This is a genomic window from Rhizobium sp. SG2393 (genome assembly GCF_042610495.1).
Classification (GTDB): domain Bacteria; phylum Pseudomonadota; class Alphaproteobacteria; order Rhizobiales; family Rhizobiaceae; genus RU20A.
Genome location: NZ_JBHGAP010000001.1, coordinates 934,717 through 949,966, shown reverse-complemented (window position 1 = coordinate 949,966; position 15,250 = coordinate 934,717). Strand labels below are relative to the sequence as shown.

General features: G+C 66.6%; 14 protein-coding genes. 6 read left to right on the top strand and 8 right to left on the bottom strand.

Going from position 1 to position 15,250, the window contains the following annotated elements; all coding sequences use genetic code 11:
* Window positions 1-16: 16 nt before the first annotated feature.
* From uvrB to ACED18_RS04500, 3 genes are all read right to left on the bottom strand, one after another.
* The gene (gene uvrB, locus ACED18_RS04510; RefSeq protein ID WP_377289400.1) at window positions 17-3,190 is read right to left on the bottom strand and encodes an excinuclease ABC subunit UvrB; all 3,174 of its coding nucleotides are present in this window, start codon (window positions 3,188-3,190) and stop codon (window positions 17-19) included.
* A gap of 106 nt (window positions 3,191-3,296) precedes the next feature.
* Window positions 3,297-4,613, bottom strand: coding sequence for an MFS transporter (locus ACED18_RS04505; RefSeq protein WP_377289398.1), 1,317 nt, complete (start codon window positions 4,611-4,613; stop codon window positions 3,297-3,299).
* A 74-nt stretch (window positions 4,614-4,687) separates the two neighbouring features.
* Window positions 4,688-6,670, bottom strand: coding sequence for a putative bifunctional diguanylate cyclase/phosphodiesterase (locus tag ACED18_RS04500; protein ID WP_377289396.1), 1,983 nt, complete (start codon window positions 6,668-6,670; stop codon window positions 4,688-4,690).
* Window positions 6,671-6,908: 238 nt separating this feature from the next.
* Between ACED18_RS04500 and ACED18_RS04495 the strand changes: the two genes are divergently transcribed.
* Complete coding sequence (locus ACED18_RS04495) at window positions 6,909-7,262, top strand: DMT family protein (protein WP_149737340.1); 354 nt, start codon at window positions 6,909-6,911, stop codon at window positions 7,260-7,262.
* Between the two features lie 30 nt (window positions 7,263-7,292).
* On the opposite strand, the gene ACED18_RS04490 is transcribed toward ACED18_RS04495, so the two are convergent.
* On the bottom strand, window positions 7,293-7,718 hold the full coding sequence (locus ACED18_RS04490) for an acyl-CoA thioesterase (protein ID WP_377289393.1): 426 nt from the start codon (window positions 7,716-7,718) through the stop codon (window positions 7,293-7,295).
* A gap of 295 nt (window positions 7,719-8,013) precedes the next feature.
* On the opposite strand from ACED18_RS04490, the gene ACED18_RS04485 reads away from it, so the two are divergent.
* The 3 genes from ACED18_RS04485 to ACED18_RS04475 all read left to right on the top strand — a co-directional run bounded on the left by ACED18_RS04485 (window position 8,014) and on the right by ACED18_RS04475 (window position 11,237).
* Window positions 8,014-9,333 carry an extensin family protein gene (locus ACED18_RS04485; protein WP_377289391.1) on the top strand — a complete coding sequence of 440 codons (1,320 nt, stop codon included), beginning with the start codon at window positions 8,014-8,016 and terminating at the stop codon, window positions 9,331-9,333.
* Between the two features lie 219 nt (window positions 9,334-9,552).
* The gene (locus ACED18_RS04480) at window positions 9,553-10,479 is read left to right on the top strand and encodes an ABC transporter ATP-binding protein (protein WP_377289389.1); all 927 of its coding nucleotides are present in this window, start codon (window positions 9,553-9,555) and stop codon (window positions 10,477-10,479) included.
* A complete protein-coding gene (locus tag ACED18_RS04475; protein ID WP_377289387.1) occupies window positions 10,476-11,237 on the top strand; it encodes an ABC transporter permease in 762 nt (253 codons plus the stop codon). The genes ACED18_RS04480 and ACED18_RS04475 overlap by 4 nt, the downstream gene beginning before the upstream one ends.
* Window positions 11,238-11,250: 13 nt before the next feature.
* On the opposite strand, the gene ACED18_RS04470 is transcribed toward ACED18_RS04475, so the two are convergent.
* The 4 genes from ACED18_RS04470 to ACED18_RS04455 are packed head-to-tail and all read right to left on the bottom strand — an operon-like array spanning window position 11,251 to window position 13,432.
* Complete coding sequence (locus ACED18_RS04470; protein WP_377289385.1) at window positions 11,251-11,640, bottom strand: GFA family protein; 390 nt, start codon at window positions 11,638-11,640, stop codon at window positions 11,251-11,253.
* Window position 11,641: 1 nt separating this feature from the next.
* Window positions 11,642-12,343 (bottom strand): TIGR02281 family clan AA aspartic protease, encoded by a 702-nt coding sequence (locus ACED18_RS04465; RefSeq protein WP_377289383.1) that lies wholly within the window; start codon window positions 12,341-12,343, stop codon window positions 11,642-11,644.
* On the bottom strand, window positions 12,340-12,594 hold the full coding sequence (locus tag ACED18_RS04460; protein WP_377289381.1) for a DUF1289 domain-containing protein: 255 nt from the start codon (window positions 12,592-12,594) through the stop codon (window positions 12,340-12,342). Before ACED18_RS04460 ends, ACED18_RS04465 begins: the two co-directional genes overlap by 4 nt.
* A 52-nt stretch (window positions 12,595-12,646) precedes the next feature.
* Entirely contained in the window at window positions 12,647-13,432 is a 786-nt protein-coding gene (locus ACED18_RS04455) for an adenosylcobinamide-GDP ribazoletransferase (protein WP_377289379.1), read from the bottom strand.
* 241 nt (window positions 13,433-13,673) lie between these two features.
* On the opposite strand from ACED18_RS04455, the gene cobT reads away from it, so the two are divergent.
* Entirely contained in the window at window positions 13,674-14,693 is a 1,020-nt protein-coding gene (gene cobT, locus ACED18_RS04450; protein WP_377289377.1) for a nicotinate-nucleotide--dimethylbenzimidazole phosphoribosyltransferase, read from the top strand.
* Window positions 14,694-14,849: 156 nt separating this feature from the next.
* Window positions 14,850-15,239, top strand: a complete 390-nt coding sequence (locus tag ACED18_RS04445; RefSeq protein WP_377289375.1) for a diacylglycerol kinase — start codon at window positions 14,850-14,852, stop codon at window positions 15,237-15,239.
* The last annotated feature ends 11 nt before the right edge of the window (window positions 15,240-15,250 follow it).

The following is a 15,250-nucleotide window of genomic DNA, read 5'->3' as shown; positions in this document are numbered from 1 at the left end:
TAGACACGCAGCCAACCTACTTTCCCGGCCGGCCCGTCTTCCCCTTCGTCCTGCCTTTGCGCTTCTGCTCCGCCGGGTCCTCGTAGGAGCCGGCGCCTGGGCGGGCGCGGATGATGGGGCGCGGATCGTCGGTGGGGTTTTTGGGTGTGGGGACCCCCTCATCCGCCCTTCGGGCACCTTCTCCCCGCTGGGGAGAAGAGGGATTGGTGCTTGTGGTCGGCTTCGGTTTTTCCGGGAGTTTGCCGGGGACGGGTTTTTCGGTGCGGCCGACGGTCATTTCGTCCAGCGTGTTCTTGCGGAAGAGGGCGCCGCCGCGTCCGGATGCCGGGATTTCGGTGTCGGTGCCGGGGCCCATGTCGTCGAGCGCGGGTTTGGCGAAGTAGGACGGGGCGTCGGCGCGTGTGGTCGTGGATCCTCGGGTCGAGCCCGAGGATGACGGTGCCTGACCGGGGGTGTCGGTGGGTGTGGCTATGGATCCTCGGGTCGGGCCCGAGGATGACGGGAGAGGGGTGGCGGCCAGCTTTTCCTGCCTCCCCCTCGTGCCTTCGGCACTCGACGCCTCTTGTTGCTTCGCCATCGGGTCGTCCATCGTGGCGAGTTCGGCGGCCTTGAGGCGTTTGATTTCGTCGCGCAGGCGCGCGGCTTTTTCGAAGTCGAGGTCGGCGGCGGCGTCGCGCATGCTCTTTTCGAGCGCGTTGAGGTGGGCCTGCAGGTTGTTGCCGACGAGGTGGCCGCCGTCCGCGAAGCCCTTGCCGCCGGCGCCGGAGATGTCGGCGCGGACGTGGTCGCGTTCGTAGACGGAGTCGAGGATGTCGGAGATGCGGGCCTTGACCGATTCCGGCGTGATGCCGTGTTCGAGGTTGTAGGCCATCTGCTTTTCGCGGCGGCGGGCGGTTTCCTCCATGGCGCGGCTCATGGAGCCGGTGATGTGGTCGGCATAGAGGATGACCTTGCCATCGACGTTGCGCGCCGCGCGGCCGATGGTCTGGATGAGGGAGGTTTCCGAGCGCAGGAAGCCTTCCTTGTCGGCATCGAGGATGGCGACGAAGCCGCATTCGGGAATGTCGAGGCCTTCGCGCAGCAGGTTGATGCCGACGAGCACGTCGAAGGCGCCAAGGCGCAGGTCGCGGATGATCTCGATGCGCTCCAGCGTGTCGATGTCGGAGTGCATGTAGCGGACGCGCACGCCCTGCTCGTGCAGATATTCGGTGAGGTCTTCGGCCATGCGCTTGGTGAGCACGGTGCAGAGCGTGCGGTAGCCCTTGGCGGCGGTCTCGCGGATCTCGCCCAGCACGTCGTCGACCTGCGTCTTGGCGGAGCGCACCTCGACCGGGGGATCGATGAGGCCGGTGGGGCGGATGACCTGTTCGGCGAAGACGCCGCCGGACTGTTCCAGCTCCCAGCCGCCGGGCGTGGCGGAGACGGCGATCGTATCCGGGCGCATGGCGTCCCATTCCTCGAAGCGGAGCGGGCGGTTGTCCATGCAGGAGGGCAGGCGGAAGCCGTATTCGGCCAGCGTCGCCTTTCGCCGGAAGTCGCCGCGATACATGCCGCCGATCTGCGGGATGGTGACGTGGCTTTCGTCGATGAAGATCAGGGCATTGTCGGGGATGTATTCGAAAAGCGTCGGCGGCGGCTCGCCGGGGCGGCGGCCGGTGAGGTAGCGCGAATAGTTCTCGATGCCCTGGCAGGAGCCGGTCGCCTCGAGCATTTCGATATCGTATTTGGTGCGCTGCTCCAGGCGCTGGGCTTCCAGCAGGCGGCCGGCCTTTTCGAGCTCGGCGAGGCGCAGGCGCAGCTCTTCCTTGATGGCCTTGATGGCGCCGTTCAGCGTCGGGCGCGGCGTCACGTAGTGGCTGTTGGCGTAGATCTTCACCGACTTCAGGTCGCCGGTCTTGTGGCCCGTCAGCGGATCGAATTCGGTGATGGCGTCGATCTCGTCGCCGAACATGGAAATGCGCCAGGCGGCATCCTCCAGGTGGGCGGGGAAGATCTCGATCGTATCGCCGCGCACCCGGAAGGAGCCGCGCTGGAAATCCATCTCGCGGCGCTTGTACTGCTGCGCCACGAGGTCGGCCAGAAGCTGGCGCTGGTCGAGCCGGTCGCCGACCTGCATCTGGAAGGTCATGGCCGTGTAGGTCTCGACCGAGCCGATACCGTAGATGCAGGAGACCGAGGCGACGATGATGACGTCGTCGCGCTCCAGCAGCGAGCGCGTCGCCGAGTGGCGCATGCGGTCGATCTGCTCGTTGATGGAGCTTTCCTTCTCGATATAGGTGTCGGAGCGCGGGACGTAGGCTTCCGGCTGGTAGTAATCGTAGTAGGAGACGAAATACTCGACCGCGTTTTCCGGGAAGAAGTTCTTGAATTCGCTGTAGAGCTGGGCGGCCAGCGTCTTGTTCGGCGCGAGGATGACGGCGGGGCGCTGGGTTTGCTCGATCACCTTGGCCATGGTGAAGGTCTTGCCCGAGCCGGTGACGCCGAGCAGCACCTGGCTGCGCTCGCCGGTTTCGAGGCCGCCGACGAGATCGGCGATGGCCGTCGGCTGGTCGCCGGCCGGCTGGTATTCCGAGACCATGCGGATCGGAATGCCGCCTTCGGATTTCGCCGGCCGGGCCGGGCGGTGGGGGGTCCAGAGCTTGCCGTCCTTGAAGAGCGGATTGCCGCTCTCGATCAGCTTGGCCAGCGCATCGACGGTGGCGGTGACGGCGCCGGGCGCGAGGCTGCCGGCCTCCTCCAGCGAGACATCCATGCCGGCAACGGGATTGAGGCCGGCGGCGGCGCGCGTCTTCGGATCGGAGGAGCCGCCGATGGAGACGCCGCGCGAGGTTTTCGAGCTGCTGGCGTTGCGGTCGGGGCCGGGGGCTGTCTTTTGCGCGCCTGCGGCGTCGCGGGAAGTGCCTCGCACGAGCTCGGACGTCCGTTCGGACTTGCGGCCTGCGGCCGAAGACGTTTCCTTCTCTTCCGATTCCCGAGCCTTTGAGGCGGCGATCTCCACGGCCTTGCGGTGCTTGCCGGCCTTCGAGGCGACCTCGCGGCGGCTCTGGACGGTCGAGGCCTCCGCCTCGGCTTCGAGCTGTTTCACCCAGTCGGAGACGGAGCCTGAGAGCGGCGCGCCCTCGAAGGACGCCTGCGGGGCTTCCCCGAAGCCATCGGTTTCAGGGGCGGAGGATTTCGGTGTTCTGGCCATGGGCGGAATATGGAGAGAGTCCCGGCGGAAGGGAAGAGGTGGCGGGTACAAAAGGGAAACGCGGGCGAGGAGGCACCCGCGTTTCCAGCCGCGCCTGCCGAGAGTGTCAGGCGGCCCGGCGGGCGGGTGTCGGGGCCGGCGGGACGATGCGGTGGCGCCAGACGAGGAAGAGGGCGATGGCGCCGATGGCGATGCCGCCATGGACGAGGTAGGCGAGGCTGTAGCCGCCCTCCGAGACCAGCGTTCCCGCCACCGCATTGCTGAAGGAGGCGCCGATGCCCTGGATGGTCATGAGGGCGGCGAGGCCGACATTGAAGCGGCCGGAGCCGGAGAGCAGGCGCTCGACCGCGACCGGGGTGGCGATGCCGAGCAGGCCGGCGCCGACGCCGTCGAGGATCTGCACCGGATATATCGACCAGAAATCATGGACCGTGCCGGCAATCAGGCCGCGGATCGGCAGGGCGATCAGGCCGATGAGGATGACGGGTGCGAGGCCGAGGCGGCGGATCATGAAGGGGGCGGCGACGGCGACTCCGATCATGGCGAGCTGGGCGACGCCGGTGATCAGCGCCGTGGTGCGGAAGGGGGTGCCGAGCTGGATGGAGAATTCCTGGGCGATGAGGCGGCCCATGGGCGCATTGCCGAAGTGGAAGACCATCAGGATCACCGCGAGCAGGATGAGGCCCGGCGTCTTGACGAGCACCGAATAGCCGGAGGGGCCGGGCTCGCCCTCGTCATGGCCGAGGCCGCGGGCGACATTGTGGTCGATCTTCTTCGCATCAATGCAGGCCACCGCGATGCAGGTGCCGATGGCGGTGAGGATCATCAGGCCGACGATGCCCTGCATGCCGAAGAAGGTGGTGGCGGCATAGACACCGACCAGCGACACGACATTGCCGGCGTGGTTCCAGAATTCGTTGCGCGATACCTGGTGCGGGAAGGCGGCCTCGCCGACCAGGCCGAGCGTGAGGCCCATGAGGGCAGGGCCGACCACGGCGCCGACGATGGCGGTGACCGTCTGGCCGCCGATGACGATGGCGACGTCGGGCTGCAGCAGCGTCCACAGGGCGGCGGCGGTGACGAGCAGGACGGGGATGACGATGAGCGCGCGCTTGTAGGGCGTGTTGTCGACCAGCGCGCCGAAGATCGGCGTCGCTACCATGCCGAGGATGCCGCCGAAGGTGGCGATGAGGCCGAGCGACATGGAGGACCACCCGTTGGTGGCGAGGAAGGCATCGAGGAAGGGGCCCAGCCCGTCACGGGCATCGGCGAGGAAGAAATTGAGCGCGGCGAGCGCGACGAGGGATTGTCCGGCGACAGTGGCGCGTTGCAAGGGGATCTCCAGCGACTGGCCGAGGCCTGCTGCCGGGAGGTCGACAGGGTCTGGCGCGCGAGCAATGCCTGTCCGCGCCATTTGTTCCATTAGGACGGTGTTACGTTCGAAAGCATGCAGGGGTCCGTCCGGCGCGGGTGCGCGCGGATGGACACGCCAACGGATCAGGCGATGGCGGCGATGCCGGCCGGCTGGCGGACTGCCGGGGCGAGGCTGCGGACGGCCTCGTCGGCGGCCATCGGTCCGCCCTGGAGCGCGCCCTGTCCCAGAGCGCAGCCGAGAAGGCGCAGGGCGACGGCCTGCTCCTCCGTTTCGATGCCATCAGCCATCAGATCGACGTCAAGCGCCCGGGCAATGCCGACGAAGGCACTCATGACGAGCTGCTTTTCGGGATTGGTGGCAAGGCCGGAGGAGACGCACGGCGCAATCTTGACATAGCCCAGCGGCATGCCGGCGAGCTGGCCGAGCGATGCATGGGCGGTGCCGAAGCGGTCGAGCGCCAGGCGGAACCCGGCGTCGCCGATCGTGCGGATCGCGGAACGCAGGTCGTCGGCGACATGCATGGCCTGTTCCGGCACTTCGACCACCAGGGCCGCAGGCGGAAGACCGATCGCGCCGACCACATCGCGCAGCATGGCATCGACCCGGTAGAGGTGAAATTCCGTGGCGCTGACATTGAGGGAGACTGCGATGTCGGACCGGCCGAGCGTCCTCAGCCGCAGGGCGAAGGCGGCGGCGCGCTCCGCGATGTAGCGGGTCAGGCTTTTGGAATGGCCGAGCGCGGCGGCGGCCTCAACCATCTCGCAGGTGTTCACCGCACCGATCTGCGGCACCTTCCAGTGCGGCAGCGCCTGAAAGCCCACGATCTGGCCGGTCTGCAGATGCCGCTGCGGGGCGAAGCGGACCTCGATCAGGGCGTGTTCGAGGGCATGGCGGACGTAGAATTCGACGACACGGCGGCGGTCGAGCTGCGCGTTCATGGCCGTTTCGAAGACGCAGACCCGCTGGCGCCCTTGCTGCTTGGCGGCGTAAAGCGCGGTATCGGCGCTTTCATAGAGCGCCTTGGCGGAGCGCGCATGCTGCGGGGCCTGTGCCATGCCGATGCTGGTGGCGACGACAATCTGGCGGCCTCCGACATCGATGGGCTCACCGGCTGCCTCGAGCATGATATCGGCCACCGCGACGGCCCGGTCGAAGGCGTTGGGGCCGCCGATGACGATGGCGAACTCGTCGCCGCCGAGGCGCGAGACGCTGTCCTGGCCGTCCGTGACGGCGAGCAGGCGGCTGGCGAAGGTCTTCAGCACCATGTCGCCGGCGGTGTGGCCGAGCGTGTCGTTGATCTGCTTGAAGCGATCGAGATCGAACAGGATCAGGACGGCCGAATGCGTTCCGTCGAGCGCCGATTCCACGGCCTCATCCAGGTCCGCATTGAAGGCGGCGCGGTTGCCGAGGCCGGTGAGGGGGTCGGTGTTGGCCAGCCGCTCCAGCTTGCGGTTTGCCTCCTGAAGGGAGCGGGCAAGGTCGGCCGAGCGGATGCGCGCGATCTCGGTGCGGATGAAGGCGGCCTCGCTCATGAAGGAGGAGCGCGTCAGCATGACGAGGAACAGCGCAAGATTGAGGACCACCATCAGGGCGGTGAAGGTGCCCTGCATGGAGAGGGCGACGATCGCGGCGGTGAGGGCCGGGACGGACATGCCCATGGGCGGGCGGGCGCAGGCGCTGCTCTGGATGATGGCGCCGGCGGAGATGCCGGCCAGAATGAACACGACAAGCCCATGGCTGCCCTGCGTATCAAGGCCGGCGCCGAGAAAGGCGACCGAACTCCAGATCACGCCGCCGACGAAGGCGCTTGCCGTCAGGATATTGATCACGCGGCGCGCCCGCCGTGGCTGCTGGCTCATGCGTCTGAGCCAGGGCAGGCTGGCCAGCCGGCACATGTTCGACAGGACCACGCAACAGAACCAGACCGGGATCAGGATGTCGTGGTCTTCCTTCCAAATGAAGGCAGCGGAGGAGGCGGCGATAAAGGTATTGGCAATCAGGGTAAGCGGCATCGCCTTCAGGATGGCGCGCGCCTGGGACTGGTCGACCAGATACTGCTCGTCCTGCGTCAACGCGCGGCCAATGTTGATGTCCGAAACCTGCATGCGATCCTCGTGGGGGCCATGCTCCCGTCACTTCGAATCCTCGCACGCGGGTATATAATGCAGGCTTAACATAACCGCTCCAATACAAGGGAGGCGGCGCTTTCGACGGCATGCGCGCGGCACTGGACGCCGGGACAAACTCTGCTATTTGCGTGCCTGTCAGTGTGGGCCGCGATGACTCACCTGGCCGGGCGCTGCATCCGCAGCCGGGCGGTCAATCCCAACAACGAGGACTACCATGAATTTCGCGTTCTCTCCGGCCGCCATCTGGCCGATCGCGCTGCTGCTCTGCTCCAACGTTTTCATGACCTTCGCCTGGTACGGGCACCTGAAATACGGCAATGCGCCGCTGTGGCTGGTGATCATCGTCAGCTGGGGCATCGCTTTCTTCGAATATTGCCTCGCCATTCCGGCCAACCGCATCGGCCATACGGTCTATTCGACCGCGCAGCTGAAGACGATGCAGGAAGTCATCACGCTGCTGGTCTTCTCGGCCTTCTCCGTGTTCTGGCTGAAGGAGCAGCTGACGTGGAACCACGCGATCGGCTTTGCGCTGATCGCCATCGGCGCATCCTTCATCTTCAAGGGCTGATTTACGGTCGAACCCGTGCCGCGCGGGCGTTCAGACGCCCGCCTGGCCGTTTTCCGGCGGCACGGTCTTTTCCGGCGGAACGGGCGTCGGCTTCCCGCCCTTGTCCAGCGCCACCATGACGAAGGTGGCGTCGGTCACCTTCTCCATCACATCGGACAGATAGCGCTGCGCCCAGGCCTCGACCTTGAGCGTGATCGAGGTGCGGCCGACGCGCTCGATGTCGGTGTAGATGCACAGCGTGTCGCCGATCTTCACCGGCATTTCGAAGGCCATTTCCTTCACCGCGGCGGTGACGACGCGGCCACGGGCACGCTCGGCGGCGCGGATGCCGCAGGACAGGTCCATCTGCGCCATGACCCAGCCGCCGAAGATATCGCCGGCCGCATTGGCATCGCCGGGCATGGCGAGCGTGCGCAGGGTCAGTTCGCCCTTCGGGCGGGCAGGGGACGGGCTCATGCGGTTCTCCTTCGGCGTATCGGTCGCCATCTTATACACACAGCCGACGGCGCTGTACGCGCCATGATCGCGCCTTTGTCGCGACGCCCCCCTTCTTTCTCAAGGTTGCGGCGCAACGCTTCGTTTACCCTGTTTGGATAGAATTTTTCCATCGAAAGACGTGGAGCGCCGGTCTCCTGCATTCAGCCCAAATTCTCCTTTTGTCTGGGGGCGGGCGACATCCGGTGCCCTATGACGCGCTGTTGCGGCCGGACCCTGTCAACGGGTTCTGCGTTCGCAGGCGGGCGGGGTGAGAATGGGTATTGCGTTTCTTTCCCGCCGCGGCGGTTCCTGTCTGCCGCCCGGCCATCCTGCTGGAGGTACGGACGGCGCTCGTCGCCCCTTGCGGGCCGCGCTTGCGCTCCTCCTGTCGACGGCGCTTGTCGCCTGTTCCACCGATGATCTCGCGCCATCCTCGCGCATCGATACGCGCACCCATGTGGGTGCCGTCAGGCCCGTGCTCGAAGGTCGCGTCGATGAGGAGCGCGCCTATCCCGTCGAGCAGGAGCGTCGCCAGTCGCAGGCCGCCCGCCAGGCGGCGCTCGACCAGCCGCTGATGGAGCAGGGGGATACGGCACCCGTGACGCAGACGGCGGCGGCCGCTTCCGGCATGACCGAGGTGCCGCCCGGCGGCGTCGACATGGATCAGATGCTGGGCCTCACGCCTGTCGTCGGTCTTGCGCAGGAAGAACACCAGCAGATTGCCGAGGGCAACACGACCCAGCCGGTCGTGGGCGGCATCGGCGAGGAGAACGTCCAGCTTCTGTCCGCGCCCGCGACCGCGACGGCAAGCGCCAATCCGGGCTACGACCCCGACCTGCCGCCGCTGACGCCGGAACAGATCGCGGCGGAAAATGCCCGCAAGGCGGAGCTTGCCGGCCGCCAGCAGGCGCGGGACGCGGAAATCCGCGCGCTCAGGGCCAGGCAGGCGGCCGAGCAATTCGCCATGCTGCCGCGGGTGGAAAACCCGGTCGAGATGTCGGAAGAGCCGCAGATGAGCCGGCCGGCGCTGCCGGATGTCATGCCGGCCTCCGAAGTCGCCTGCCGCAGCCAGTTGCGCAAGCTCGGCGTCGAGTTTCGCGACATTCCCCGCATCTACAATGGCCCTGCCTGCGGCATCGACTATCCGATCGAGCTGACGGGGCTTTCCGGCGGCATCGACGTGAAGCCTTCGGTCAAGCTCAACTGCCAGGTGACGGCGGCCTTTGCCCAGTGGGTGAAGTACGAACTCGTGCCGTCGTCGCGCTACCGCTACTTCTCCGGCGTCAAGGTCATCAAGCCGCTCGGGGGCTATTCCTGCCGGCGCATGAATTCGCGCTCGCGCGGGCCGATGTCGGAACATGCGCGCGGCAACGCGATCGACGTCGGCCAGTTCGTGCTGAAGAACGGCAAGGAGATCGACGTGCGCAAGCCGGGCTTCTTCGCCTTCCGCGAAAAGGGGCTGCTGAAGGCGGTGCGCGAGGACAGCTGCAAATATTTCGCCACCGTGCTTGGACCCGGCAGCGATCCGTTCCACAAGGATCACTTCCACTTCGACCTGCGCACGCGCAAATCAGGCTACAAGCACTGCGACTGAGGCATTCGGGCGCAGCGAAAAAAGGCCGGGGTCGGACCGGCGAAGAATGCATCGGCGGTGCGGAAGGGGTGCCTCGCCGGTCTTGCGGGCGGACCATCGCCAAACAACGTTACGGGCGTGTGACGAAGGCTGTGTGTCGCCGAATGTGGCCGGCGGGGGTGTAACCGCCATGGAATCGCCCCATATAGGCCCGGTCCGCTTCTCCCTTCGGGAATTCCCATGGCCCCCATCGTTTCCATCAAAGATCTCCGCAAGACCTATGCGTCGGGCTTCCAGGCGCTGAAGGGCGTCAGCCTCGATATCGAAGAGGGAGAGATCCTCGCGCTGCTCGGGCCGAACGGCGCCGGCAAGACGACGCTGATCTCCATCATCTGCGGCATCGTGAACCCCAGCGGCGGTCAGGTGATGGTCGGCGGCCATGACGTGGTCAAGGATTTCCGCGCGACGCGGTCGCTGATCGGGCTGGTGCCGCAGGAACTGACCACCGACCAGTTCGAGACCGTGTGGAACACGGTGTCCTTCTCCCGCGGCCTGCACGGCAAGAAGGCGGATCCGGGCCATATCGAGAAGGTGCTGAAGGATCTCTCGCTCTGGGACAAGAAGGACAACATGCTGCGCGAACTCTCGGGCGGCATGAAACGGCGCGTGCTGATCGCCAAGGCGCTGTCGCACGAGCCGCGCGTGCTCTTTCTCGACGAGCCGACGGCGGGCGTTGATGTCGGCCTGCGCAAGGGCATGTGGCAGGTGGTGGAGAAGCTGCGCGAATCGGGCGTCACCATCATTCTGACGACCCACTACATCGAGGAGGCGGAGGAGATCGCCGACCGGATCGGCGTCATCAATGGCGGCACGCTGCTGCTCGTGGAGGAAAAGGCGGCGCTGATGCGCAAGCTCGGCCGCAAGCAGCTCTCCGTGGAACTGACGGAGCCGATGACGACGGTGCCGCCGGCGCTCGCCGGTTTCGGCGTGACGCTGGAGGGCGAGGGCACGCGTCTCGTCTATGACTGCCATCCCGACAAGGCGGGGGCGGCCATTCCGGCGCTGCTCTCAGCACTTTCGGCCGAGGGCGTCGGCTTCAAGGACATCGCGACGCGGCAGAGCTCGCTGGAAGACATTTTCGTGGAACTGGTGGAGGGCGGACGATGAATTTCGAAGCGGTCAAGGCCATCTACCTCTTTGAAATGGCCCGCACGCGGCGCACGATCCTGCAGAGCGTCGTCTCGCCGGTGATTTCCACCTCGCTCTATTTCATCGTCTTCGGCGCGGCGGTGGGGTCGCGCATCCAGGCGATCGACGGGGTCTCCTACGGCGCCTTCATCACGCCCGGCCTCATCATGCTGACGCTTCTGACGCAATGCGTCGGCAACGGCTCCTTCGGGATCTATTTCCCGAAATTCACGGGGACGATCTACGAGATCCTGTCCTCGCCCGTCTCCATGGCGGAAATCGTGCTCGGCTATGTCGGGGCGGCGGCGACCAAGGGGATGATGATCGGGCTCATCATCCTCGCCACGGCGTCGTTCTTCGTGGATCTCTCCATCCAGCATCCGCTGGCGATGATCGGCTTCTTCGCGCTCACGGCCGTGACCTTCAGCCTGTTCGGCTTCATCATCGGCATCTGGGCGAAGGATTTCGAGCAGCTGAACCTGATCCCGATGCTGGTCATCCCGCCGCTCGTCTTCCTCGGCGGCAGCTTCTATTCGGTCACCATGCTGCCGCCCATCTGGCAGGCGGCAAGCCACCTCAACCCGGTCTTCTACCTGATCAGCGGCTTCCGCTGGAGCTTCTTCGGCATTTCCGACGTCAATCCGGCGATCAGCGCGGCCATCATCCTCGTCTTCCTCGCCATCTGCATGGGCCTGCTGACGTGGATCTTCAAGACAGGGTATCGGCTGCGGAACTGAGGCGGGGGGCGCTTTACGCCCCGTCGATGGTCACGTGCCACCAGCGGGGGCGTTGGCCCTTGTAGGAATGGGAGAGGGGTTTCAGTGGCAGCAGGTGCGGCTTGTCGAAGGTGCCCGTGAGAAGCGCCACCACCGGGGCGTCGTCAACGGCGCCGATGGAGCTGCCGCAGGCGGGGCAGAAGGCGCGGGAGGACTTTTCCGAGGAACGCCAGGTGGCGGGGGCCTCGCCCGGGCCGGTCCAGTCGATCGCGTCGCGGTCAACCTCGACCCAGGACGCCGTCAGCGCGCCGGTGTGCTTCTGGCACATGCGGCAGGAGCAGGTGTGGGGAAATGCAACGGGGCCACGCAGGCGGTACCGGATATGTCCGCACAGGCAGCCGCCTTCGAAGATCCTGGTCGTCATCTCAATCCCTCAATCTCAGCTCGTCCGTCTGCATCTGCAGGAAGTCCAGTGTCGAGAGGAAGCTCATGCCGAGCAGGCTCTGGTCGAGCTGGCCTTCCTTGGTGACCACGGCGCGGATGCCCTTGCGGGTGATGGGGCCGATGGCGATGTCGGCGAGATCGACGGGGGCGGCCATGGCCTGGCCGTTGGCGGTCATGACGGGCAGGCTGAAGGTGAGGGCGCCGGTGTCGATGCCGGCGCGGCGGGCGTCCTCGAAGCTCAGCACGACGGAGCTGGCGCCGGTATCGACGAGCATGTCGAGGGTGGCGCCGTTGACCTGCACATCGGCCTGGAAATGGCCGTTCAGCATCTTGTGGAGCACGACTTCCTGGCCGCCTTCGCTGTCGGTGATGACGGTGGCACGGCCGGGCAGGAGGCCGGCGGCAAGGCGCTGGCCGTAATTTTCCAGATCCTGCCGGTAGAGATAGGCGCTGACGAGGGCGAGCGCGATCAGAAGCCAGACGGCCGCCATGCGCAGCGTATCGCCGAACTGGCGGCGACTGGCGACGATGCCGGAGCCGATCAACACGGCGATGGCAGAGAGGCTGACGAGCGATTCGAAGCTGTCATTGGCAAGACCGAAGGTGTTGCCGCGCTCATGGTTGGCGATGAGCAGGGCGAGGCCGATCCCGAGGATGGAGAGTGCGACCCACAGCCGTTTCATTCGTCCTCCGGTCCTCCATCGTCGCTGCCCGCGGGTGCATTGCGTTCGCGGGCCATGCGGGTGCGGCGGGTCTCGCGGCGCGGCTTGCGCTCGACCGTCGCAAGGCGGGCGGGCAGGGTGGCCATGACGGCGCTGCGCTCGGCATTGGTATAGCCGATCCAGCCGGCGATCTCGTCGCGCGTGCGTCCGCAGCCGAAACAATAGCCGGTCGCGAGATCGATGGAGCAGACGAGGATGCAGGGCGATTGCATGGGGCGGTCGGCGACAGCGTTCGGGTTGTTACAGAGATGATATATCTGGCTTTCACACCGTCAGCGCAAGGGCTGTCAGCAGCGCCATTTCCGTCATCTGCTGTGCCGCCCCGATTGTGTCGCCCGTATGGCCGCCGAGCCGGCTTTCGATGAAGCGGCCGAAAAGGACGAGGACGCCGACAGAAAGCCCGAGCGAGACGAGCGTGGGCAAGAGGCCCGCGCCGGCAAGGGCCAGCAGCACGAGGCCGGCGCCAAGCCCGCTGACGATCGCAAACCGGGTAGCGTCGGCATCCGGCACGCCGGCGGAGGCCGCGATGCCATCGCGGCGGGCGGGCGGCAGGGCCTGCCAGTGCCAGACCATGGCGGTGCGCGACAGCGCTGCGACGGCGAGCAGGATGAGGCCGAGCCCCGTCGGGGAGACGGCGGGGACGAGGGCGGCGATGGCGGCGACGCGGATGGCGACGCTGAGGATCAGGGCGAGACCGCCGAAGGTGCCGATGCGGCTGTCCTTCATGATGGTGAGCGCCTTTTCGCGGTCATGGGTCGCACCCAGGCCGTCCGCGACATCGGCAAGGCCATCCTCATGCAGGGCGCCGGTGCCGATGGCGAGGATGGCGACCGCCAGCAGGGCGGCAAGCGTTGGATCGGCCCGGAAGGCATCCATCATCGACAGGAGGGCGGCGGCCGGCAGTGCAATCATCAGCCCTGCGGCCGGAAAGGCGCGGGCGGCGCGCACAAGGCGGCCGTCGAAGCCAACGAAATGCCGCTCCGGCACGGGAAAGCGGCTGAGGAAGGCGATCGAGCGCGCCAGATCGTCCGTGAAATCCCGCAGCCGCATGAGTTCCTCCCCGCCGGCGTCTCATCGCGCCGAATCGCCTTCCCCTGATCTCATCATGCGATGGTCCTGCATCGGGCTGCAAACGCGACGACGACACAGGCAAGGTCGCAAATGCGGTTGCCGCCTGCCGGGGCGCGCACTATGAGAGGGCACCGCGACGCGCGCCTGCCCGGCCATGGCCGATTCCGGCGGCGTGTCGCAGCCAGACCGGACGTTTCCAGAACCTTCTAAGGACCGACCCATGAGCGCCAGCGGGCTTCCCTTCGACGATTTTCGCGAACTGCTTCGCCATCTGCCGGGACCGGATTCCGCCGCGCTCGTTGCGGCGCGCAACCGCGACCAGCAGCTGACCAAGCCGCCGGGCGCGCTCGGGCGTCTGGAGGAAATCGCCATGTGGCTCGCTGCCTGGACCGGCCGCCCGCCGGCGGTGACACGGCCGCTGGTGGCGATCTTTGCCGGCAATCACGGTGTCACGAAGAACGGCATCACTCCCTATCCGTCCTCGGTGACGCAGCAGATGGTGGAAAACTTTGCCGCCGGCGGCGCTGCGATCAACCAGATCTGCGTGACGCACGATCTCGGCCTCAAGGTCTTCGACCTCGCGCTCGACTATCCCACGGGCGACATTACCGAAGAGGCAGCGCTTTCGGAGCGCGACTGTGCGGCGACCATGGCCTTCGGCATGGAGGCGGTGGCCGGCGGCACGGACCTGCTGTGCATCGGCGAGATGGGCATCGGCAACACGACGATCGCTGCCGCCATCAACCTTGCGCTTTATGGTGGCACGGCCGCCGACTGGGTCGGGCCCGGCACGGGCTCCGAGGGCGAGGTTCTGGCCCGCAAGGTTGCGGCGGTCGAGAAGGCCGTGGCGCTGCACCGCCCGCACCTGTCCGATCCGTTGGAAGTGCTGCGTCGTCTGGGCGGGCGCGAGATTGCGGCGATGGCCGGCGCGATCCTCGCCGCGCGCATGCAGAAGGTACCCGTCATCATCGACGGCTATGTCGCGACCTCGGCTGCCGCCATCCTCAAGGCCGCCAACCCGGCCGCGCTCGACCATTGCCTGATCGGCCATGTCTCGGCCGAGCCGGGCCACATCCGCGCCATCGAGATGCTGGGCAAGACGCCGCTTCTGGCGCTTGGCATGCGGCTTGGCGAGGGCACGGGCGCAGCCCTTGCCGCCGGCATCGTGAAAGCGGCCGCCGCCTGCCATTCCGGCATGGCGACCTTCGCGCAGGCCGGCGTTTCCAACAAGGAAGCGTGATCGCCTTCAGGCCCGCGTCAGGAACTGCGGGTCTTGAAGCCGGGGCGTTCGTCGCATAGGTAGCGACGGCGGATGCAGGCGCGTGCGACAGACCGCGCGCCCACCGACAGGACACGGAGAGGAAGACCCCGCATGGCGGCAGGAGGCGAAGCGACAATGACCCAGCGCGGGCCGATCAAGAAGAAGACCGGCATCAGCCACTTCTTCGCCGCCGCCACCTACTCTTTCGGCGGCGCCAAGCGGCTCATCGGCGAATCGGCCTTCCGGCACGAGCTGATGGCGATCGGCGTCATTGCCGTGCTCTTCGTGCTCGTGGGCGCCACCTTCTTCCAGTACGTGGCGATGGGCATTCTCTTCCTGCTGATGATCGCCTTCGAGGCGCTGAACACGGCCATCGAGGAAATCGTCGATCGCGTGTCGCCAGAAATTTCCGACATGGGGCGCAATGCCAAGGATCTTGGCTCGCTCGCCTGCCTCTGCCTGATCGTCGCCAACGGCGTCTATGCGGCCTATGTGGTGATCTACACGCCGCTGATGGCGGGCTGAGACAGCGCGCC